This is a genomic window from Pseudosulfitobacter koreensis (genome assembly GCF_024733015.1).
Lineage (GTDB): Bacteria > Pseudomonadota > Alphaproteobacteria > Rhodobacterales > Rhodobacteraceae > Pseudosulfitobacter > Pseudosulfitobacter koreensis.
In genome coordinates this window covers 592,354-614,262 of sequence record NZ_JANKJG010000001.1, presented here as the reverse complement: position 1 = coordinate 614,262, position 21,909 = coordinate 592,354, and the positions used below count along the sequence as shown (strand labels likewise).

Here is a 21,909-nt window from a genome sequence, read left to right as displayed (position 1 = left end):
CTGCCACTCAAGAAGGGCCGTGCCGCGACCGTAACGCACGATTACAAGCGCCACGGCACAACCACGCTGTTCGCGGCGCTGGACGTGAAATCGGGCACGGTCATCGGCGATTGCATGCCGCGCCATCGTGCAAAAGAGTTCCTGAAATTCCTGCGACAGATCGACAAGGCTGTGCCCACGCGGCGCGATGTGCATCTGGTGCTCGACAACTACGCCACCCACAAGACGCCCGAGGTGAAGGCCTGGTTGGACAAGCACCCGCGCTTCAAGCTTCACTTCACGCCCACCAGCGCGTCTTGGCTAAACCTGGTCGAACGGTTCTTCGCCGAGATCACGTCAAGGCGCATCCGGCGTGGCAGCTATTCCAGCGTCGATGATCTTGAGGCCGCGATCTACGACTATTTGGCGTACCACAACGAGAGCCCCAAGCCCTTCAAATGGACCAAAACCGCCGAGGATATTCTCACCCGGGAACGCCGCGCCTTGGATAAGCTCGATCAAATCCGAGGGAACCGGTAAGATACGTCAGACTCAGAGCACTAGACCCTGCCGCAATCCATGCCTAACCTGCCCGCAATGCTACGATATACCCTCAAACGTCTTCTCTCGCTTTGCATCAGCCTGGCCGTTGCCTCGCTGGTGATTTTCTTTGTGATCGAGGTCGCTCCGGGGGACCCTGCGACGTTCATGCTGGGTATCAATTCGCAGCCCGACACCATCGCGGCGCTGCGTACCGAACTGGGTCTGGATGTGCCGAAATGGCAGCGATATCTGTCATGGGTCGGTGGCCTGCTGACCGGGGATTTCGGTACCTCGTATACCTATCGCACACCCGTCGCGCAGATGATTGCGGACCGGTTGTGGGTCTCGCTGCCGCTGGCGCTCTATGCGCTGACGCTTAGCACCGCCATCGCCTTTCCCACCGGCATCTATGCCGCCGCGCGCCGGGGCAAGGCGGGCGATACCGCCGTGATGGGGGCCACGCAGTTGGGCGTCGCGATCCCGAATTTCTGGTTCGCGATGATGCTGGTGCTGCTGTTCGCCATCAACCTGCGCTGGTTCAGCGCGGGGGGTTTTGTCGGATGGGACAAGGGGCTGGGCGCTGGTCTGTGGTCGCTGACCCTGCCCGCGATTTCGCTGGCCCTGCCGCAGGCGGCGATCCTGTCGCGGGTGATGCGCTCGGCATTGCTGGATGTGCTGGGCGAGGATTTCATGCGCACCGCGCGGGCCAAGGGGCTGACGCGCGGACAGGCGCTGTGGCGGCACGGGCTGCGCAACGCGATGATCCCGGTGCTGACGATCATCGGGCTGCAATTCTCGTTCCTGCTGGCCGGGGCAATCATCATCGAACAGGTGTTCTATCTGCCGGGCCTTGGGCGGCTGGTGTTCCAGTCGATCAGTGCGCGCGATCTGATCGTGGTGGAAAGCGTGGTGATGCTGCTGGTCTTTACCGTGATCATGGTGAACTTTGCCGTCGATCTGGCCTATGCCCTGGTCGATCCGCGCCTGAGGAGCCGCACATGAGCCGCAACATGATCATCGGCGGTCTGCTGACGGCGCTGGTGGTGCTGGCCGCCCTGCTCAGCTTTGTCTGGACGCCCTTCGCCCACACCGCGATGAACATCCCGCAGAAGCTGCAGACGCCGAACATGACGCATTGGCTGGGAACCGACCACTTCGGGCGCGATATCCTGTCGATGATCATGGTGGGCGCGCGGACCTCTATTGCTGTCGCCTTTGTCGCCGTGGGCATCGGCATGCTGATCGGTGTGCCGCTGGGCCTGTGGGCCGCGGCGCGCAATGGCGGCTGGATCGACGAGCTGATCATGCGCGGCAACGATCTGGTCTTTGCCTTTCCCAGTCTGGTCATCGCCATCCTGATCACTGCGATCTTCGGTGCCGGTGCGATCAATGCGATCATCGCCATCGGCATCTTCAACATCCCGGTCTTTGCCCGCGTCACCCGTGGCGGCGCGCTGCCGATCCTTGCGCGGGAATTCATCATGGCCGCACGGGTGTCGGGCAAGGGCGACGCGCGCATCGCGTTCGAGCATGTACTGGGCAACATCGCCAACCTGCTGATCGTTCAGGCCACGATCCAGTTCTCTCTGGGCATCCTGGCCGAGGCGGCGCTGTCCTATGTGGGTCTGGGTGCGCAGCCGCCGACGCCCAGCTGGGGCCGGATGCTGGCCGACGCGCAGACGTTGGTCAGCATCGCGCCACATATGGCGCTGATCCCCGGCTGTGCGATCATCATCACGGTTCTGGGTCTGAACCTGCTGGGTGACGGGCTGCGCGACATGCTTGACCCACGGCTGCGGGTGGCACGGGTATGAGCCTGCTGAGCGTTCAGAACCTGACAATGGGCATCCACAACCATCCCGTGTTGCGCGACGTGACCTTTGAGGTGGCGCGGGGCGAGGTTGTGGCGATCACCGGCGAAAGCGGGTCGGGCAAGTCGATGACGGCGTTTTCCGTCATGGGTCTTGCACCCGATGGATCGCACGCCACCGGGCGGATCATGCTTGACGACACCGACCTTCTGACCCGGACAGAGGCGCAGATGTGCGCCCTGCGCGGCAATGCCATCGGCATGGTGTTTCAAGAACCGATGACCGCGCTGAACCCGGTCAAGACCATCGGCGATCAGGTGGCCGAAACGATTCTGATACACGGCGCAGGCACCCGCGCCGAGGCGATGCAGACCGCCGCAGACACCCTGACGCGCGTGGGCCTGCCGCAAGACCGCTTTCCGCTGGGTCGCTTTCCGCATGAACTGTCCGGCGGCCAGCGTCAGCGTGTGGTGATCGCGATGGCCATCGCCCTGCGCCCCGCGCTGCTGATCGCGGACGAGCCGACGACGGCGCTGGATGTCACCACGCAGGCGCAAATCCTGAAACTGCTGGCCAAGCTGGCGCGCGAGGATGACATGGGCCTCCTGATGATCACCCACGATCTGGCCGTCGTGTCGGAAATGGCCGACCGCATCGTGGTGATGCAACACGGTGAGATCGTCGAACAGGGCGACACCGCGCATCTGCTGCGCAACATGCGGCATCCCTATACCAAATTGCTGTTCGAGGCGTCGTCCCATCAGGTCGATCTGCCTGCGCGCAAATCCGACGCGCCGCTGTTGAAGGTCGACCACGTCAGCCGCGATTACCGCACGCCCCGCAAGACGGTGTTCGGCGCGCCGGGCACGTTCCGGGCCGTGAACGACGTCAGTTTCGAGATCAAGAAGGGCGAGCGTGTCGGCCTTGTCGGGGAAAGCGGATGCGGAAAATCGACCCTAACACGGGCGATTTTGGGTCTGGAGGATGTGCAAAGCGGCACCATCACCCTGAACGGTGCGCCGGTGTTTTCGGCGGGCAAGGCCAATCTGGCGGTGCGCCGCAACATGCAGGTTGTGTTCCAGGACCCCTACGGCAGCTTCAACCCGCGCCACCGCGTGTCGCGTCTGATCACCGAACCCTTCTATCTGCTGGACAATCCGCCCAAGGGTCAGGCCCGCGCTGACCTGATCGCGGAAACGCTTGAGGCGGTCGGGCTGTCGGCAGCCGATGCCGACAAATATCCGCACCAGTTTTCGGGCGGTCAGCGCCAGCGCATCGCCATCGCGCGGGCGCTGATCATCCGGCCCGAAATCATCGTCTTCGACGAAGCGGTCAGCGCGCTGGACGTCTCGGTGCGGGCCCAGATCCTTGATCTGCTGGCCGATCTGTGCCGCCAGTACGAACTGACCTATCTGTTCATCAGCCACGATCTAAGCGTGGTGCGCACCGTGACCGACCGCGTGCTGGTCATGCAATCGGGACAGATCGTCGAACACGGGGCGACCGAACAGGTCTTTTCCGACCCGCAGCACCCCTACACCCAAACCTTGATCGCCGCGGCGCCATCGCTGCCCGACCTGACAGACGCAAGAGACGAGGCCGCATCATGACTGCTCCCCTTTGGTTTGACCCTACTGAAATCCTGATTGGCGGCACATGGCAGCCCTGCACCAGCGGCCAGACGATCCCGCTGATCAATCCATCGAACGGCAGCGAACTGGCGCTTATTGCACGCGGCAAGGGCGACGACATCGATGCCGCCGTATCCGCCGCGCAATCGGCACTGGATGGTGAATGGGGCCGAATGACGGCGCTGGAACGGGGCCGCCTTCTGACCGAGATCGGGCGTCGCGTACTGGATTACGTCGACACTCTGGCTGAGATCGAAGCCTGCGACGTGGGCAAACCGCTTGGACAGGCCCGCGCCGATGCCGTGGCGCTGGCGCGGTACATGGAGTTTTATGGCGGTGCCGCCGACAAGGTGCATGGCGCGACGATCCCCTATCTGGATGGCTACACCGTCTATACGCTGCGCGAACCGCATGGGGTGACGGGGCATATCGTGCCGTGGAACTATCCGATGCAAATTATAGGTCGCAGCGTCGGCGCGGCGCTGACGATGGGCAACGCCTGTGTCCTGAAACCGGCGGAAGAGGCTTGCCTGACCGCGTTGGCCTTTGCCCGTATCTGTCAGGAGGTCGGCCTGCCCGACGGTGCGCTGAACGTGGTTACGGGTCTGGGGACAGAGGCTGGTGCCGCGCTGTCGGGACACCCCGGCATCCACCACATCAGCTTTACCGGGTCGGTGCGCACCGGGGCACTGGTGCAGCAGGCCGCAGGGGCCAATGTGGTACCCGTGACGCTGGAACTGGGCGGCAAATCCCCGCAACTGGTGTTCGACGATGCCGACATTGACGCGGCGCTGCCGTTTCTGGTGAACGCGGGCATCCAGAACGCCGGGCAGACCTGCTCGGCCTCCTCGCGCATTCTGGTGCAGCGCGGTGTCTATGACACGGTACGCGACCGGATGGCCGAAGCATATCGCGGCCTTACCGTGGGCCCCGCGATGGATGACCTCCGCGTCGGGCCGCTGATCTCGAACCGTCAGCGCGACATCGTTCGGGGGTTTCTGGACAAGGGCGCCGATCTGACCGTCGCCGCCACCGGCAAGCTGCAAAACGCGCCCGAGACCGGTGCTTATGTCGTGCCAACCCTGTTCGCGGATGTGCCCCCCGACCACACGCTGGCCCGCGACGAGATTTTCGGCCCCGTTCAGGTGCTGATCCCCTTCGACACCGAAGAAGAGGCGGTGCGCATCGCAAACGGCACCGATTACGGGCTGGTCGCGGCGATCTGGACCGCCAACGGTGCGCGCCAGATGCGACTGGCACGGGCGTTGCGTGCAGGGCAGGTGTTCATCAACAACTATGGCGCGGGCGGCGGTGTCGAACTGCCCTTTGGCGGCACCGGGAAATCCGGCCACGGCCGCGAAAAAGGGTTCGAGGCGCTGTACGGGTTTTCCACGTTGAAAACCGTGGCGGCCCATCACGGCTGATTACACGCAAGGGAGAGAGATATGAGACTTGAGGGAAAAACGGCGATCGTCACAGGGGCGGCTTCGGGATTTGGCGAGGGTATCGTGCGCCGCTTTGCCGCCGAAGGGGCCCGCGTTCTGGTGGCCGACATCAACGGCGACGGTGCCGCCAAGGTGGCTGCCGATCTGGGAGCGGAGTACTGTCAGGTCGATGTGGGCAATGGCGCGTCGGTACAGGCGATGGCCGATGTGGCGCTGAAGTCATTGGGCCATATCGACATTCTGGTGAACAATGCAGGCATCACCCACATGCCGCAACCGATGGAGAATGTGACCGAGGAAGACTTTGACCGCGTGTTCAACGTCAACATGAAGTCGGTCTATCTGACCGCCCGCAGCCTTGTACCCCACATGAAGGACCGCGGCGTAGGCGCGATCCTGAACATCGCCTCGACCGCTGGCGTGTCACCGCGCCCGAACCTGAATTGGTACAACGCATCGAAGGGCTGGATGATCACCGCGACCCGCACGATGGCGGTTGAACTGGCCCCCAGCGGCGTGCGCGTCAACGCACTGAACCCCGTGGCGGGCGAAACGCCCCTGCTGAAATCCTTCATGGGCGAGGACACGCCGGAAATCCGCGCCAAGTTCCTGTCGACGATCCCGCTGGGCCGCTTTTCCCAGCCCGAGGATCTGGCGAACGCAGCGCTGTTCCTGTGCTCGGACGAGGCCAGCATGATCACCGGTGTCGCCATGGAAGTGGACGGCGGGCGCTGCATATGAAATCCGTCAACCTGGCTGAGAAGCTGGCGCAGTTCAGCACCCATTGGGACCCTCATGTCGTGGCTGACTACAACGGCAACGACGTGATGGTGGTGAAGTTTCAAGGTGAATTTCCCTTTCACATGCACCCCGACACCGACGATTTCTTTCTGGTCCTCGAAGGAGAGATGGTCATGGATCTGGAAGGTGCCGAACACCACGTCGGTGCGGGCGAATTGTTTATCGTGCCGCGCGGTGTCACCCACCGGCCCCGCGCCGAGGCTGAATGCAAGGTGCTGCTGATCGAACCCAAGGGTGTTCCGAACACTGGCGACGTCGCCACCGCCGCCCCCAAACCACGGATATGACATGATGACACCCGGCCCCCGCAATCTTTTGACCGACGTGCCCGGTGTGCGCGTCGGAAACGCCACCGATCAGGCGCTGAAGTCGGGGGCCACGGTGGTGACATCGGACACCCCCTTTGCCGCATCGGTCGCGGTGATGGGCGGCGCGCCCGGCACCCGCGAAACCGATCTGTTGCAGCCCGACAAGTCGGTCGCGGCGGTCGATGCGCTGGTGCTGTCGGGCGGCTCTGCCTATGGGCTGGATGCCTGTTCGGGCGTCGTGGACGGGCTGCGGGAAATGGGGCGTGGATACCGCGTGGCCGATGCAGTGATTCCGCTGGTTCCTGGGGCGATCATATTCGACCTCTTGTCTGGCGGCGACAAGGATTGGGAGGAGAACCCCTATCGCAAGCTGGGCCGCGCGGCGTTCGATGCGGCAAGCGACACTTTCGATTTGGGGAGCGTCGGCGCGGGCACTGGCGCCATGACGGCGATGATGAAGGGCGGGCTTGGGTCTGCTTCGCTGGTGCTGCCAGATGGAACGACCGTTGCGGCACTCGTGGCGGCGAACCCCATGGGGGCCGTGACCACGCCGGGCGACAGGCATTTCTGGGCGGCCCCGTTCGAGATCGACGGCGAGTTTGGGGGCCTTGGCCCCGACCCTGCCAGCGGGTTGGGCCGCGCCTTGGACAGCCGCAAGACCGCCGCGATGATCGAGCGGGCCAACACCACCATTGCCATTGTCGCGACTGACGCCAGCCTCTCCAAGGCACAATGCCAGCGTGTCGCCTGGGCCGCACACGACGGTATCGGGCGCGCCTGCGTCCCGGCGCACAGTCCGGGCGACGGCGATCTGGTCTTTGCCCTGTCGACCGGCGCGCGCCCTATGCAAGACGACCACCGCGATCTGGCGCTGATCGGCCATGCCGCCGCCCTGTGCCTGTCGCGGGCCATTGCGCGGGGCGTGTTTCTGGCCCACGCTGAGCCCGATGACCTGCTGCCTTGCTGGAGTGACCTCAATGCCTGAAATGACCGATCTTTACGGCCTGCCAGTCTCTGGCGCGGATGCGGCTGCATTACAGGGCATCGATGACTTCGTGCACGGGTTCATCAGCTTTCAGACCAAAGCCGCCAATGTTTTGGCCGCCGCCGAGGCTGCGCCCAGCTGCGCGCTGGTCAATGCCTATGCCGCGATCCTTTATATGCTGCTGGAGGCGCCCGTGGCCCCGCAACTGGCCGCTCCGTTCCTGAAAGCCGCAGAGGCTGCGGCGCAAAACGCCACCCCCCGCGAGCAGGCCACGGTGAACGCCGCGCGTCTGTTTCACGACGGCAAGGTTCCCGAGTTGATCGCGCTGTGCGAAGAGACCATCCGCCGCTATCCGCGCGATATGGTGATGCTGAAACTGGGCCAGTACCACACCTTCAACATCGGTGATTTTCCCGCGATGCTGCGGATCGCCACGCGCGCCTTTCCCGGCGCGGACGACATCGCCTATGCACACGGCATGCTCGCCTTCGGCTACGAGGAGTGTCACCTGCTGGATCAGGCCGAGGCTGCTGCACGGCGCGCGATGGAGCTGCGCCCGGACGAGCCTTGGGCGCATCACGCGTTGGCGCATATCTATCTGACGCGCGGCGACGTGGCAGGCGGCACGGTGTTTCTGGAAAGCGTTGCGGATACCTGGCGCGATCTGAACAGCTTCATGCGCAGCCACAACTGGTGGCATCTGGCGCTGTTCTACATCAGCCAGGGACGTCATGCGGATGTACTGCGCGCCTATGACGAAAACATCTGGGGCCTGTCCAAGGACTATAGCCAGGATCAGGTCAGTGCCGTTTCCTTGCTGGCGCGACTGGACTTTGCCGGTGTGGACGTGGGCGACCGCTGGGCCGATGTGGTGGATCACGTGGCACAGCGCGGTGCCGATACGGTCAGCCCGTTTTTGACGCTGCAATACCTATATGCGTTGGGCCGCACCGATGACCGCAGAGCGCTGGGCGTGATGATGGATGCGATCGAGGCGCGTGCCGCAGATGCCACGAAGCACGATCACCGCGCTTGGGCCGAGGTCGCTCTGCCCGCAGCCCGAGGGATTGTGGCCCATGCGAACCGCAACTGGTCAGAGGCCGCGCGGCTGATGGGCGCGGCCTTGCCCCGGCTGGCGGAATGTGGCGGCAGCCATGCCCAGCGCGATCTGTTCGACCAGATCCATCTGGATGCGCTGATGGAAAATGGCGACGTGGCGCGCGCGCAGCAGGTGCTGGAGATGCGTCGGACCTACGACCCGGACGGTGTGCCGCTGAACCGGATGCTGGCAGAGGTCTATACCCGCAACGGTCTGCCGGAACTGGCGGCGCAGGCGCGGGCCCGCACCGCCGCAGCGTCGGGCGCTTAGCCGTCTGCAGGCGCCGCTTCGTCTTCGGAAGCGACTTCGGGGCCGACTTCGGCCAGATAGGATGCGACGTCTTCGCCGCCTTTTCTCAGCTTGTAGGCCATGCCGGATTTCGCCTTGGGGTCGTCCAGATAGGTGCGCAGGAACTCGCGCGGATCGACCAGGTATTCGGCCAGCGATGCCTGATCCCAGATCAGACCGGCCTCGCCCGCGGCAATGATGGAATCCTGATACCTGTACCCTTCGACAGAACCGGCCTGACGCCCGATCACACCGTAGAGGTTGGGACCGGTGCGCCCGCCCTTCTCGATCACTTCGTCGCCATTGGCGATCACGTGGCAGCTTTTGCATTTGTTGAAGGTCTTGGCCCCTTCTGCGGCATCGCCCATCGCGTGACTGTCTGCAAAGGCGGGCGTGGCAAGCGAAAGGATGGCAAGAATGCGGATCATGGGTTTCATTCGGTGGCTCCGATCAGTCTGGATTCATGTTTGGCTGACATCACGGTAGCACGCGCGTGGACCCGAAAACTGGGCCACGGTGTCGCATCATACGGCGTCGGGCTGGTTCGCCGGGGCTGCACGTTCAAACGCGGGCAGCGCCATGCAGGCCGCATGAATGCGCGCAATGGTCGGACAGGCATCCAGCCCCACGCCGAAGCGTTCGTTGTTCAGCACCTGGGCGAACAGGCACAGGTCGGCCAGCCCCGGTGCCTCGCCATGACAAAAGGTGCCGGTTTCAGGTTCGGACGACAGGCGCGCCTCGAGGCTGGCCATGCCATCGGCAGCCCATTTGCGGAACCACGCCGCCTTGCCGTCGGCATCGACACCGTATTCCGTCTCGAGATGTTTGAGAATGCGCAGATTGTTCACGGGATGTACGTCTAACGCGATAATATGTGCAAGACTGCGCACCCGTGCCCGGCCCCATGCGTCAGCGGGCAAGAGCGGCGGCTGGGGGTGAACCTCGTCCAGCCATTCGATGATCGCCAGTGATTGCGGCAACGGACCGTGGTCCGTCACCAGTGTCGGCACCAGACCTTGGGGGTTCAGCGCGAGGTGTTCGGCGCTGCGGTGTTCGTCCTTCAAGAGCGCGTGCGAGACGTTTTCATACTCCAGCCCCTTGAGGTTCAGCGCGGCCCGCACCCGTGTCGAAGTGGAGGAGCGGAAGTAGTTGTGCAAAACCAAGGTCATGCGCGTGGCCCTATCGTCACTTGCAAGTCGCCGATGCCGTCGACGCCACCAGTGATCACGTCGCCGGGGCGCACCGCGCCCACGCCTGCGGGCGTGCCGGTCATGATGATGTCGCCGGGGGCCAGCGTGACCCCCTCGCTGAGGGTGGCGATATGCTCGGACACCGGCCAGATCAGCTCGGCGATGTCCGCGTCCTGCTTGATCTCGCCATTGACCGCCAGCCAGATCCGTCCACGCTCGAGGCTGGGGACACGCGCAATGGGGAGAATGGGCGCAATCGGGGCAGACTGGTCGAAAGCCTTGCTCCAGTCCCACGGCCTGCGCGTCTTTTTCGCCAGGTTTTGCAGATCGCGGCGCGTCAGGTCGATGCCGACCGAGGCGCCCCAGATATGCGTGTGCACATCAGCGGGCGCGATATTCGCGCCGCCCTTGCCGATGGCGATGACCAGCTCGATCTCGAAATGCAGGTCTTCGGTCAGCGGCGGATAGGGCACGGTGCAGGGCGTATCCACCACCGCATCCGCAGGCTTGGTGAAGAAGAACGGCGGTTCGCGGTCGGGGTCGTTGCCCATCTCGCGGGCATGGGCCGCATAGTTGCGACCCACGCAAAAGACACGCCGCACCGGAAAGCGGTCGTCACTGTCAGCGACGGCAAGTGCTGCCTGAGGTGCGGGAGGGAAAACAAAGTTCATGAGATTGGACCTTTCGAACGATTTTTCCCCAGTTGTGGGCCAAGCCGCCGCGATTGGCAAACCCCTCTAGTCAGCCTCGGGGTAGTGTTTGTCGAAATCCTCAAGCAGCTTGCTTACGTTTCGTTTGTCCTCACCCATGGCCGCGTCCAGCAGACTGCGCACGCAGAACATCCAGTGATCGCGCGCCATCTTGTCCGCCATGCAATAGGGAGCTGCAGCACGAAAGCTGATGTTCAGAAGTTGCAGCACCGTCAGGCTGCGGTACTGCACGCGCGGGCGCGATGTAGGGTGTAGACCGCCCTTGTACTGCAAGGCGGTGCTGAGACCGTTGCGCAGCCAGTTCAGGCAGTTGATCGCCGTGAACGGATCGTTCACCCCCGGCGACAGCGCGCGTGCCGCCATCTCGACCAGCTGGTCGATCATGAAGGTGATGTCCTGCGCCTCGGTCTGCTCTTCGCCGACGGCGAAGCAGGCGCAGACCTTGTCACACATCTCGGGCGTGGGGGCGCTGGCGGAATGCACGGTCAGAACCGTCTCGTGCGAACTGACAAAGCCGCCGATGTCGACGTTGACGTCGATCACCCAATCGTTCTGCTCGGCCATGTCGGACAGCGCGTCCAGATCCAGCTGCTGGATATAGCCCGCGTGCCCAAGGCTCAGCTCGGTCTCGACCGCGTCCTTTGCCGGAACCTGGGCAGGCTCTTCATTGCGGTCGGCGTGGTTGTCAATTAGCCGCTCTATGCGGTTCTCAAGCCTGCGACCCAGATCGGCCGAGATGTTCGACACGTTGATGGTTTCGGGAATGTGATGCAGGAAATAGATCAGCGTCCCGACTGACATCAGCATCAGCATCAGCGCCACCAGCATCGAATATTGCGGCACAAACGATTCCAGCCCGTCCGACCCGGAACTTTGCACCGCGCGCAGGATCATCAGGCAATAGACAAAGGACGAGATCAGCACGCCAAGGCTGATCTGATTGCCCCGGTCGCGCATGAAGTTGCCGATCAGGCGCGGCCCGAAGTTGCCCGATGCAAAGGACACCGCGACCATCGTGATCGAGAACATCACCCCCGTCACCCCGATGATCGACTGCGCAATCACCGCCAGCGTCTGCCGCGCGCCATCGACCTGCGTGTCGAGAAAGTCGTCGGGCAAGCCCACGGGCAGCATGTCGGGGTTGTGGTCGATCCACTGGGTCAGCTCGGACAAGAGCAGCGCCGCGAACACCAGAGCTGAGGGGATGAACCAATAGCTTGAACGCACATCCTGCACGAGCTTCTGAACATAGGCGCGCGATCCGAACATCAGATTCTCCATGAGATTGCAGATTTCAACGTGTCGCGAAACGCCGCCAACAACAAGGCAAGGTTTCCGGGAACCAAAACGGCTTGGGGCGGGTTAAGTCCTGATGACCAACCGGAATGAACAAAAAATGGTATCTGCCCACGAGAACGATCCGGGCGCGGTGCCCCTGGAACAAGAAACCGAACGCGAGTCGGTCGAGGCTGCGGCCAAGCTGAGTTCAAAGCTGATTTATGAGGTGATCCGTCGCGACGGTGAAGAGGAATTGGCCCGCACAAAACGGTCTTTGTTCTGGTCGGGAACGGCTGCGGGCATTCTGATCAGCTTTTCGGTGCTGGGCGAGGCGATCCTGCGCACGTATCTTCCGGATGCGCCTTGGTCGTTCCTGGTCGAGAACCTGGGATATTCCCTGGGCTTCCTGCTGGTCATCATATGCCGGATGCAACTGTTCACCGAAAACACGATCACCACCGTGCTGCCGCTGATGGTTCAGCCGACGGCACACAATCTTGGCTGCGTTGCCCGTCTGTGGAGCATCGTGCTGGGGGCCAATGTACTGGGTGCTTTCGTCATCGCCACATTTTATGCCTATACGCCCGCGATCCCCGAAAATCTGGGGCCTGCGCTTTTGTCCCTGTCGGAACATGCTGTTCACATGCCGCCGGGTGAAAGCTTTTTTCGCGCCATTCCTGCGGGCATTCTGGTGGCTGCGATCGTCTGGATGATGCCGCAAAGCAACGAATCGGCGTTTTTTATCATCACCACCTTTACCTGGCTGATCGCTGTCGGGGACTTTACCCACATCGTCGCAGGTTCGGTCGAAATGGCGTACCTTGCGGTTCAGGGGCTGGTCGGACCCTACGAGGCGGTGTTCGAGTTCTTCATTCCCGTGCTGCTGGGCAACATCGTAGGCGGTACGGCGGTCTTTGCGGTCATCGCCTGGGGTCAAGTCAAGGATGATGTGTTCGAACGGCATTAGGGCCTGACGCGACACCTACATGATCGGGCGCTTCATCGGCGGCTCTAACGTCATGCCTGCGGCATCTGCCAGGGCGCCAAGATCGTTCACGATCAGCATGTCGTCGCCCCAGTTGGCCAGCTGCCGGTTGCGCAGCTTGCTGAGCGTCTTGTTCGTGTGCACCAGCGACAGGCCGAGGGCGTCGGCCAGATCCTGTTGCCGAAACGGCATCGGCATCACCCGGTCCTTGGCCAGACCCAGCCCCTGACCGCGCAGCATGATCTTGCACAAGGCCCAGGCAATCGCCTCGAAGGCGGTGCGCTGCCCGACCGAGGCCAGCGCCTCGCCCAGAAAATGCTCTTCTGCGGCGGCCATCCATGTCAGATCGAATGCGCGTTCCGGGCTGTTGCGAAAGAAACTCCAGAGTTCGCTGCGGTCGAAAACGCACAAGGTCATGGACGAGGATGCCTCGACCGAATGCTGCATTTCGCCCATGATACCGGCCTGAAGGCCGATGAAATCGCCGGGAAACACAAAGTTCGTCACCTGACGGTTGCCGTTCTCCAGCGTCTTGTAGCGCAGCCCCATGCCGCGCAGCGCGGTGTAAAGCTGCGGGCTGTTCGACCCTTCCATCAGCAGCGTGGTGCCTGCGTCGACCTCAAGTTCGCCAACCTTGAAGTTTTGCATGAACCGCATTTCATCTTTGGTAAGATCAATGAACACATCGCTGCGCTGTAGCGGGCAGTTAAAGCATTTGGTCGCCATCAGTAAAAACTTTCGAAGCTATGTCACAGTTTAATGCGACGACCTTAGCAATGTACCATATTGAAACCCAATTGAATATCTGGGGTCAGTGGATGACGACGAAATTTCTGGTCGTTCAGGGTGATGTGTTGATTGCAGAGGACCTGTCTCAGATCCTCTCCGACTGCATTCCTGAAGCGATGATATCTCATGTCGACGACGTGGATGCTGCCATTGACGCACTGAAAACCAACGGCACGCCTGATGTCGTGTTCATGCTGGGAAGTGCGGCCAAGTCCACGGAACCGGCGTTGATGGAACTGCTGATCGAACGCTGCATCACCGCAGTGCGCGTCGGTGTGGAAAACAAAGCCTTTGCCGAGGTTCTGCACGACGGATACCGCGTGCCGACGCCGTTCAGCACCGGCGACATCGAACGTGTGCTGACCAATATCGGCCTGTCGCCGAAGGTCAGATCGTAATTCTTTAAAATTTGGGTAAAAATCCCGCAGCATCCGGGGGCAAGCCCGGATGCTAGGGAAGGTGTTCAGACCTTCAGCGTTGCCGTGGTTGAGAAGAACATCGCCTGGCTGACAGCCGATTTCACCTGATCTTCCTTGTAGGGCTTCGAGATCAGGAAGGCAGGCTCGGGCCGCTCGCCCGTCAGCAGGCGCTCGGGATAGGCGGTGATGAAGATGACCGGCATGTCGCCGAACTGACCCAGAAGATCGTTGACCGCGTCAATGCCCGACGAGTTGTCCGCCAGGCGGATATCGGCCAGGATCAGGTCGGGCTTGTCCGCTGTGCCCAGCGACAGCGCCTCGTCGCGGGTACGCGCGATGCCGGTGATCCGGTGCCCCAGATCGCCGACAAGGTTTTCCAGATCCATCGCGATGATCGGCTCGTCTTCAATGATCAGAACACGGCCCGCGATGCTGTCGGCCATCTCGCGGTGGGCGACGCTGACCAGATGCTCGGCCTCGGACCGGTCCACATCCATGATGCTGGCCACGGCGTCGTAATCGAATTCCTCGATGGTGTGCAGCAGCAGCGCCTCGCGGGTGTTGTCGGTCAGCTTGGACAGGTGCTTTTGCGCGGCCCCTTCCATCATGTCGTCCGACATATCCATCGTGTCGACCTTGCTGGCCTGCCACAGGACGTGCAGCACTTTGAACAATGCGGTTTTGGTGCGCAGGTTGGAATCCATCGCCGTGTGATCCGCAAGGATCGTCTCCAGCGTGGCGGCGGCATAGCGGTCGCCGCTGGTTTGCGAACCGGTTAGCGCACGTGCATAGCGACGCAGGAACGGCAGTGCCGATCCGATCTCGGCTGTGCGATCCTGGCCAGTGCTTTCAGAAGTCATATCTTTTTCCCCGAATTTCATATTTCTTGGGAACCAAACGCAGCATCCCGTGTTTAGTTCCCAACTAAGTGCGCAAAAGTACACTTCTGACATTAGGCGAAAATCACAATGGCAAATAACGAACCCAATTCCGGAACGCGCAAGCAGATCGACGACAATCTTCGTCGCGTGTTCCAGGAGAAGGTCGAGGAAGAGGTTCCCGATCGCTTCAAGGAGCTGCTTGCGCAGCTTCAGGAGCAAGACACCAACAAGGGGTCAGGTGACCACAAATGAGCGATTCAAATCCGAGAGACGAGCTGGTGGATCATCTGCCGGCACTGAGGGCGTTCGCCCTGAGTTTGACGCGCAACGGTGCGGTGGCTGACGACATGGTGCAGGACACCGTGGTGAAGGCCTGGACAAATATCGAGAAGTTTCAGGAGGGTACGAACATGCGTGCCTGGCTGTTCACCATTCTGCGCAACACTTACTACTCCAGCCGCCGCAAGGTGAAACGCGAGGTTGCGGACGTGGATGGTATTCACACCGGCAACATGGCCGAGAAGCCGGCCCACGACGGGCGGCTGCAGATGAACGACTTTCGCAAGGCCTTTGCGCAGCTTCCAGATGAGCAGCGCGAGACACTGGTACTTGTGGGCGCATCCGGTTTTTCCTACGAAGAGGCAGCCGAAATGTGCGGCGTCGCGGTGGGCACGATCAAAAGTCGCGCCAACCGGGGGCGCAAGCGTTTGGCAGAGCTGATGCATCTGGACGACGAGGATTCAATGGTGATGACCGATAGCGCAACTGTCGCTGTGGTGGCGGCCAACGGCTCCTCTGCATTCTGATGCCGGATTCGGGCCGCGCCACGACGTTGTCCGCAAAACTTTCCCGTGGTCTGAGGGTCCGGGTCGCGGCCTTTCTTGCCCTGGCCCTGCTGCCCATCGGCGTGATGAGCGTGCTTCAGACCCGCGATCTGTCCTACGAAGTCGACAACCGTTCGGAACTGGCACTACTGGCGCTGACCAACACCGCCGCCGTGTCCGAGCGGCAGGTTTTCGAGCGCGCGTTCGGTGCCGCTCAGGCGTTGACGGCTGTTTTGCAACTGATGCTGGTCGAACCCGAACGCTGCGGCAATTATCTCAGACAATATATCGACGAGACCGGAAGCTATTCCTTTGTCGGGTTTCTCAACCCTGCCGGTGTGATGGTTTGCTCCTCCGGCGGATCGGATTTCGACCTGAGCGGCTGGACCAACCTGACCGAACAGCTGGGCTCCCCCCGCATGTGGATCGAACCGACGCGCAACACCAATACCGACAGCGGTGCGGCGATCGACGTGCTGTTCCCATCGTACCAGGACGGAACGTTCCGCGGCTATATCGCAATGTCTCTACCCCGCGCGGAACTGGGTGTTCCGTGGTTGCCGTCCAACACCCGCCGACCGCTCAGCCTGACGACATACAACGATCAGGGTGACGTGCTGACCACGGTATCCTCGACGGCGGACCAGACCATATACATGCCGCAGAACTTCCGGTTCGAGCGGCTGAATGAAAACTGGACCCAGACGTTCATCGCGAACAACCAGTTCGGACAGGAACAGGCCTTTGCCGTGGTGCCGGTGGTGCCGGGGCTGGTCTATGCGCTGGCGGCCTGGCCGGTGGAATACCGCAAACCCGCCATCGGGCGATTATCGGGCGCGCCGATGCTGTTCCCGTTCCTGATGTTCGTGGCCAGCCTTGCGGTGGCCTATTTTGCCGTTGACCGGTTGGTTGTGCGCCACGTCAAGAAACTGCGCAACAAGGTTCAGGCGTTTTCGCGCACCCGGCGGCTGCCCACCACATCCGACCAGCTTTCGCTGTCGGCGGAGCTGCAAGACCTCGAAGACGCTTTGGCCGAGATGGCCTTTCACCTGCTCGACGACGAGGCGCAGATGGAAGACGCGTTGCGAGAGAAAAACGTCCTGCTCAAGGAAGTGCACCACCGCGTCCGCAACAACCTGCAACTGATCTCGTCGATCATGAACATGCAGATCCGCAAGGCGAGCGAACCTGAAACCCGCGATATTCTGCGCAGGCTTCAGGAGCGGGTGATGAGCCTGTCGTCAGTCCACAAGAGCCTGTACCAGACCGAAAACCTGAGCCGCACCAATGCCGGTATTCTGCTGCCCGACCTGTTCGAGCGTCTGGTCGCCGGCAGCCATGTGACCGATCTGAACTATACCTATGATTTTGACGAGGTGGTGCTGTTTCCCGATCAGGCTGTGCCGCTGACACTGCTGGCGTCGGAACTGGGCACCAACGCGCTGAAGTTCATGGGCGCGCCCGAAGGCGAGGCACCGCATCTGTTCGTCTCGCTCAAGCAGCTGGACGCAGGGACCGCGCGACTGATCTGCGAAAACTCGGTCGGCGCGAACATCAAGGAGTTCGAGACCAACGAGGCGGGCTTGGGCGCGCAGCTGATCCGGGCCTTTGCCACGCAACTGAACGGAAAGGTCGAAACCACCTCGACCGATGACGTCTATCGCACCGAGGTGACCTTTGACGTCGAGGACACGTTCCACGAACCCGCCGATCACTGAGCTGGCCGCTCGAAAACCCCAGACTGAGACAATAACGCAACCGTGATGCCGCGAATTCGTCCGGCCTTGCGATCTATGGAACCTTGTTCTGAATCCGGTGTTGAGCACCCGAGACACAATCAGAGAAAGGAACGGAACATGAGTCTCGATATGCTTATCTTTGGGCTTCTGGCCCTTATCCTGGTCGCCGTTGTCATCTTTGCCACCACCGGTCGGCGCAGTGGCCAACAACACTCGTCCGAGTTCGACCCGACCGAAAAATTCGCGCAACTGCGCGACAAGGGACGCAGCAACTTTCGCTAAGCGCGAGGCCTGCTGACTGAATTTCACGCGTGCTGCTTTCTTGGTGATGTCGGACGACCCCATTGCGGGACCTCCGATATGATCAAGAAAGCAGTACGCGTTTTCGCTTGGGGTATTTCCGGTGGCTTATTCCGCCGCTTCGGTCCGCAGAAAGCCGCCGGATTGAAGATGCCAGTACTGGGCGTAAAGCCCGTTCTGCTTCAACAGCGCATCATGGCTGCCATCCTCTACGATGCGGCCCTGATCCATCACGATGATCCGGTCCATCTCGGTCAGCGTCGACAGGCGGTGGGCGATGGCCAGCACCGTCTTGCCCTCCATCACGCGGTCCAGCGCGGATTGAATCGCCGCCTCGACCTCGCTGTCGAGCGCGCTGGTCGCCTCGTCCAGAATCAGGATCGGCGCGTTCTTCAGGATGGCGCGGGCCAGCGCGATCCGTTGCCGCTGACCACCAGACAGTTTCACGCCGCGTTCGCCCAGATGGGCGTCGTAGCCGGTGCGCCCCTTGTGGTCTTCCAGATCGAGAATGAAGGTATGCGCCTCTGCCTCGCGGGCGGCCTGAAACACCTCTTCGTCCGTGGCTTCGGGACGGCCATAGCGAATGTTGTCCATCGCCGAACGGTTGAACATCGCGGTTTCCTGCGTGACCATGCTGATGCTGCGGCGCAGGCTTTCCTGCGTGACTGTGCTGGTGTCGGTGCCATCTATGCTGATCGTGCCGCCCTCGGTTTCGTAGAGCCGCAGCAGCAACGCCACAAGCGTCGATTTGCCCGCGCCGGATGCACCCACGATCCCGACTTTTTGACCCGGTGCGATGGTCAGGTTCACATCCGTGATCCCGCCGACATCGCGCCCATAGGCAAAGTTCAGGTTGTCCACGACGATGCCGCCCTGCCCCACGTCCAGATCGACGGCGTCGGGGTTGTTTTCCGTCCGGTTGCGCGGAGTCAGCGTGTTGATGCCGTCCTCGATCTCGCCGACGCTGGAATAGATCGCCATCAGCGTGAAGCTGACCCAGCCGGTCATCTGCGCGATGCGGATGGCCACCGCACCTGCCGCCACGATGTCGCCTTGGGTTGCGACGCCTTGGCGCCACAGAATCAGCGTCCAGCCCAGCAAAAGCACGGGCAACAGCCCTGCCAGCGTCATCAGGCAGAACCGGAACCCCGCCGCCAGATAGCCAAAGTCGAGCGCCGTGCGGCGAAAATTGCCCATGGCGCCCAGCGCCGCACGGTCTTCGTGGTCGTCATGAGCGAACAGTTTGACCGTCTTGATGTTGGTGATCGTGTCGACGATCTGCCCCGAGACCATCGCCCGTGCTCCGGCACGTGCCGCAGACCGCGCCCGGATACGCGGCAGAAACCAGCGGATCATCAGGAAATAGGCCATCAGCCAGACCATGAAGCCCAAGCCGATCTTCCAGTCGATCGCAACCAGCAACAGAACAGACCCCGCCAGCGATGCCAGCGCGAAGGCGACGACGTTGATCATCTCGACGACCACGTCTGTGACTGCGCGCGCCGTCTGCATCTGCTTTTGCGCGATCCGGCCCGCGAAGTCGTTGTCGAAGAACCGCACCGACTGACCCAGCGTCCAGCGGTGCAGGCGCGACAGCACCAGCGGGTTCAGGTTTGGCTGCACGATAATGGCGTTGGCCGACGACGACAGCCCGAAGAGCAGCGGCCGCGCTATCAGGAAAAACGCCACTGCACCCAGGATCAGCGCAAGGTTGCCTGCCGAGAAAAACCCGTCCGGCCCCAGCGCGCTGCTGGCGTCGATGACCTTGCCCAATATCCACGCCGTTCCCGCCTCGACCGTGCCAGCGGCTGCCGAAAAGAACGCGGCCAGCCAAAGTGCAGGCCAAGCCCCAGACAATGCCCAGCGCATGAACGCATTCAGCGTGCGCGGCGGCGGACCGTCGGCAGGCCGGAACGCGTGTATCCATTTTGCGATGTTCATATGTCCGCCTCGGGGTTCAGAAATCCGCCCGACTGCCGGGCCCAGAACTCGCTATATAGGCCGCCCTTGGCCAAAAGCGCGTCATGGCTGCCATCTTCGATGATCTTGCCGCCATCCAGCACCAGAATGCGGTCCATTTCGGCAATCGTGGACAGACGGTGGGCAATGGCGATCACGGTCTTGCCCTCCATCATCTTGTAAAGCGTGGTCTGGATCGCCTCTTCGACCTCGCTGTCGAGCGCGCTTGTCGCTTCGTCCAGCACCAGGATCGGCGCGTTCTTCAGGATAACACGCGCCAGCGTCACCCGTTGACGTTGCCCGCCGGACAATTTGACGCCGCGCTCGCCCACCTGTGCGTCGTAGCCGACATTGCCGCTGGGATCGGTCAGCGTTGTGATGAAATCATGCGCCTCGGCCTGTTTGGCGGCGGCGATCATTTCGGCCTCGGTCGCGTCTGGCTTGCCGTAAAGGATGTTGTCGCGCACCGACCGGTGCAACAAGCTGCTTTCCTGCTGCACCATGCCGACGTTCAGGCGCAGACTGTCCTGCGTCACTTGCGTGATGTCCTGACCGTCGATCTCGATCACACCGCTTTCGGGGTCGTAAAACCGCAACAACAGCTTGACCAAGGTGGACTTGCCCGCGCCCGACCGTCCGATCAGGCCGACCTTTTCGCCGGGACGTATGGCAAGATCCAGCGCCTCAAGCCCGCCGGTGTCGCGTCCATAGTGGTGCGTCAGCGCCTTCAGGTCGATCCGGCCATCGGTCAGTTGCAACGGCTTGGCGTCCGGCGCATCGACCAGCGTGATCGGCTGGGCGATCGTCTCCATCCCTTCGGCGACGACGCCAAGCTCGCGGAAAAACGTGGTCAGCGCCCACATGATCCAGCCGGTCATCGCGTTCAGCCGCAGTGACAGCGCCGTCGCCGCAGCCACGGCACCGACCGACGCCTCGCCCTGAACCCATAGCGCGATGGCCCAGCCGACGACGCCGACGATCAGCAGGCCGTTCAGCACCACCAGCGAGAAATCCATCGTGGTGTAGATCCGCATCTCGGTCTGGAACGTCTTGCGGGTGTTTTCGATCGCTTCCTTGGCATAGGCCAGCTCGCTGTCGTGGTGCGCGAACATCTTGACCGAATGGATGTTGGTATAGGCATCGACCACGCGGCCCGTGACCGTGCTGCGCGCATCCGACGCCGCCTTGGACGCGGGGCCAACCCGTTCGGTCGTCCAGACGATCAGCATGGCGTAAAGCACCATCCAGATCAGCAGCGGCAGCAAAAGCCGCGCATCGGAGGTGGAGAGCAGGATCGCCGCGCCGATCATGTAGGCCAGCGAATAAGAAATCGCATCAAACACCTGGAACACAACATCTCCGGCAGCGGGAGGTGTCTGCATGATGCGGTTGGCAATCCGTCCGGCAAAGTCATTCTCGAACCAGCCGACCGACTGGCGCAGCACGTGCTTATGCGACCGCCAGCGGATCAGCGTGCCGAAGTTGGTGATGATGGTGTTGTTCAGCAGCATCACGTCCAGCAACTGGATCAACGGCCGGAGGGTCAGGATGAAGATCCCGACCAGTATCAATTCGACCTTGTGGGCCGCCCAGACCTCGGCTGGATTGCCTTGAAGCAGATCGACGACCCGCCCCATATAGTAGATCAACCCGATCTCAATGGCGGCGATCAGGATCGACAGGATGCCCGCCGCGACAAACACCGCCTTGAACGGTTCGGCATAGGCGCGCATGAACGGCCAGAGCCGCGTGGGTGGCGTGTTGGTTTCGACAAAAGACACATAGGGATCGACGAGGTTTTCGAAGTATTTGAACATGATGAACCTGTAGGGAAAGACGCAATTCGACTGTGGCCTGCGCAAGCGTGCAGCCCGTTCAACCTGCTGTGGTTAGGTTAACCAAATCCCGCGGTACATGTCGCACTCTCCTTGTGTGTGTACTCCGG

The 21,909-nt window shown here is 61.9% G+C and carries 23 protein-coding genes; 15 read left to right on the top strand and 8 right to left on the bottom strand.

What is annotated here, in order from left to right; translation table 11 throughout:
• From NTA49_RS03090 to NTA49_RS03050, 9 genes are all read left to right on the top strand, one after another.
• Positions 1–519, top strand: a 519-nt coding sequence (locus NTA49_RS03090) for an IS630 family transposase (RefSeq protein ID WP_258293184.1), incomplete at its 5' end; no start/stop codon positions are given.
• Positions 520–576: 57 nt separating this feature from the next.
• Complete coding sequence (locus NTA49_RS03085; protein WP_258293183.1) at positions 577–1,524, top strand: ABC transporter permease; 948 nt, start codon at positions 577–579, stop codon at positions 1,522–1,524.
• On the top strand, positions 1,521–2,336 hold the full coding sequence (locus NTA49_RS03080) for an ABC transporter permease (protein WP_258293182.1): 816 nt from the start codon (positions 1,521–1,523) through the stop codon (positions 2,334–2,336). Before NTA49_RS03085 ends, NTA49_RS03080 begins: the two co-directional genes overlap by 4 nt.
• Entirely contained in the window at positions 2,333–3,943 is a 1,611-nt protein-coding gene (locus NTA49_RS03075) for an ABC transporter ATP-binding protein (RefSeq protein WP_258293181.1), read from the top strand. Before NTA49_RS03080 ends, NTA49_RS03075 begins: the two co-directional genes overlap by 4 nt.
• A complete protein-coding gene (locus tag NTA49_RS03070) occupies positions 3,940–5,388 on the top strand; it encodes an aldehyde dehydrogenase family protein (protein ID WP_258293180.1) in 1,449 nt (482 codons plus the stop codon). Before NTA49_RS03075 ends, NTA49_RS03070 begins: the two co-directional genes overlap by 4 nt.
• Before the next feature lie 21 nt (positions 5,389–5,409).
• Positions 5,410–6,150 carry an SDR family oxidoreductase gene (locus tag NTA49_RS03065; protein ID WP_258293179.1) on the top strand — a complete coding sequence of 247 codons (741 nt, stop codon included), beginning with the start codon at positions 5,410–5,412 and terminating at the stop codon, positions 6,148–6,150.
• Complete coding sequence (locus NTA49_RS03060; protein ID WP_258293178.1) at positions 6,147–6,497, top strand: cupin domain-containing protein; 351 nt, start codon at positions 6,147–6,149, stop codon at positions 6,495–6,497. The genes NTA49_RS03065 and NTA49_RS03060 overlap by 4 nt, the downstream gene beginning before the upstream one ends.
• Before the next feature lie 4 nt (positions 6,498–6,501).
• Positions 6,502–7,503 carry a P1 family peptidase gene (locus NTA49_RS03055; protein WP_261368116.1) on the top strand — a complete coding sequence of 334 codons (1,002 nt, stop codon included), beginning with the start codon at positions 6,502–6,504 and terminating at the stop codon, positions 7,501–7,503.
• On the top strand, positions 7,496–8,872 hold the full coding sequence (locus tag NTA49_RS03050; protein WP_258293176.1) for a tetratricopeptide repeat protein: 1,377 nt from the start codon (positions 7,496–7,498) through the stop codon (positions 8,870–8,872). The genes NTA49_RS03055 and NTA49_RS03050 overlap by 8 nt, the downstream gene beginning before the upstream one ends.
• On the opposite strand, the gene NTA49_RS03045 is transcribed toward NTA49_RS03050, so the two are convergent.
• The 4 genes from NTA49_RS03045 to NTA49_RS03030 form a co-directional block, all read right to left on the bottom strand.
• On the bottom strand, positions 8,869–9,327 hold the full coding sequence (locus tag NTA49_RS03045; RefSeq protein ID WP_258293175.1) for a c-type cytochrome: 459 nt from the start codon (positions 9,325–9,327) through the stop codon (positions 8,869–8,871). The two genes, NTA49_RS03050 and NTA49_RS03045, sit on opposite strands and share 4 nt — an antisense overlap.
• An 87-nt stretch (positions 9,328–9,414) precedes the next feature.
• Positions 9,415–10,059, bottom strand: a complete 645-nt coding sequence (gene maiA, locus NTA49_RS03040) for a maleylacetoacetate isomerase (protein ID WP_258293174.1) — start codon at positions 10,057–10,059, stop codon at positions 9,415–9,417.
• Positions 10,056–10,751, bottom strand: a complete 696-nt coding sequence (locus tag NTA49_RS03035) for a fumarylacetoacetate hydrolase family protein (RefSeq protein ID WP_258293173.1) — start codon at positions 10,749–10,751, stop codon at positions 10,056–10,058. Before NTA49_RS03035 ends, maiA begins: the two co-directional genes overlap by 4 nt.
• Before the next feature lie 66 nt (positions 10,752–10,817).
• Positions 10,818–12,059: a DUF2254 domain-containing protein gene (locus tag NTA49_RS03030; RefSeq protein ID WP_258293172.1), complete on the bottom strand. Its 1,242-nt coding sequence runs from the start codon at positions 12,057–12,059 to the stop codon at positions 10,818–10,820.
• A gap of 127 nt (positions 12,060–12,186) precedes the next feature.
• Between NTA49_RS03030 and NTA49_RS03025 the strand changes: the two genes are divergently transcribed.
• The gene (locus tag NTA49_RS03025) at positions 12,187–13,035 is read left to right on the top strand and encodes a formate/nitrite transporter family protein (RefSeq protein WP_258293171.1); all 849 of its coding nucleotides are present in this window, start codon (positions 12,187–12,189) and stop codon (positions 13,033–13,035) included.
• Between the two features lie 15 nt (positions 13,036–13,050).
• Here NTA49_RS03025 and NTA49_RS03020 read toward each other — a convergent pair whose 3' ends face one another.
• Positions 13,051–13,779, bottom strand: coding sequence for a Crp/Fnr family transcriptional regulator (locus NTA49_RS03020; RefSeq protein ID WP_261368072.1), 729 nt, complete (start codon positions 13,777–13,779; stop codon positions 13,051–13,053).
• A 92-nt stretch (positions 13,780–13,871) separates the two neighbouring features.
• On the opposite strand from NTA49_RS03020, the gene NTA49_RS03015 reads away from it, so the two are divergent.
• Positions 13,872–14,240, top strand: a complete 369-nt coding sequence (locus NTA49_RS03015) for a response regulator (protein ID WP_258293169.1) — start codon at positions 13,872–13,874, stop codon at positions 14,238–14,240.
• Positions 14,241–14,305: 65 nt separating this feature from the next.
• On the opposite strand, the gene NTA49_RS03010 is transcribed toward NTA49_RS03015, so the two are convergent.
• The gene (locus NTA49_RS03010) at positions 14,306–15,121 is read right to left on the bottom strand and encodes a response regulator (protein WP_258293168.1); all 816 of its coding nucleotides are present in this window, start codon (positions 15,119–15,121) and stop codon (positions 14,306–14,308) included.
• A gap of 108 nt (positions 15,122–15,229) precedes the next feature.
• Here NTA49_RS03010 and NTA49_RS03005 point away from each other — a divergent pair, with 108 nt between their 5' ends.
• From NTA49_RS03005 to NTA49_RS02990, 4 genes are all read left to right on the top strand, one after another.
• The gene (locus tag NTA49_RS03005) at positions 15,230–15,394 is read left to right on the top strand and encodes a NepR family anti-sigma factor (RefSeq protein WP_258293167.1); all 165 of its coding nucleotides are present in this window, start codon (positions 15,230–15,232) and stop codon (positions 15,392–15,394) included.
• Positions 15,391–15,948 carry an RNA polymerase sigma factor gene (locus NTA49_RS03000; RefSeq protein ID WP_258293166.1) on the top strand — a complete coding sequence of 186 codons (558 nt, stop codon included), beginning with the start codon at positions 15,391–15,393 and terminating at the stop codon, positions 15,946–15,948. The genes NTA49_RS03005 and NTA49_RS03000 overlap by 4 nt, the downstream gene beginning before the upstream one ends.
• 104 nt (positions 15,949–16,052) lie before the next feature.
• Positions 16,053–17,684, top strand: a complete 1,632-nt coding sequence (locus NTA49_RS02995; protein ID WP_258293165.1) for a sensor histidine kinase — start codon at positions 16,053–16,055, stop codon at positions 17,682–17,684.
• A 138-nt stretch (positions 17,685–17,822) separates the two neighbouring features.
• Positions 17,823–17,987: a hypothetical protein gene (locus NTA49_RS02990; protein WP_258293164.1), complete on the top strand. Its 165-nt coding sequence runs from the start codon at positions 17,823–17,825 to the stop codon at positions 17,985–17,987.
• Positions 17,988–18,113: 126 nt separating this feature from the next.
• Here NTA49_RS02990 and NTA49_RS02985 read toward each other — a convergent pair whose 3' ends face one another.
• Entirely contained in the window at positions 18,114–19,946 is a 1,833-nt protein-coding gene (locus NTA49_RS02985) for an ABC transporter ATP-binding protein (RefSeq protein ID WP_258293163.1), read from the bottom strand.
• The gene (locus tag NTA49_RS02980) at positions 19,943–21,781 is read right to left on the bottom strand and encodes an ABC transporter ATP-binding protein (protein ID WP_258293162.1); all 1,839 of its coding nucleotides are present in this window, start codon (positions 21,779–21,781) and stop codon (positions 19,943–19,945) included. The genes NTA49_RS02985 and NTA49_RS02980 overlap by 4 nt, the downstream gene beginning before the upstream one ends.
• Between the last annotated feature and the right edge of the window lie 128 nt (positions 21,782–21,909).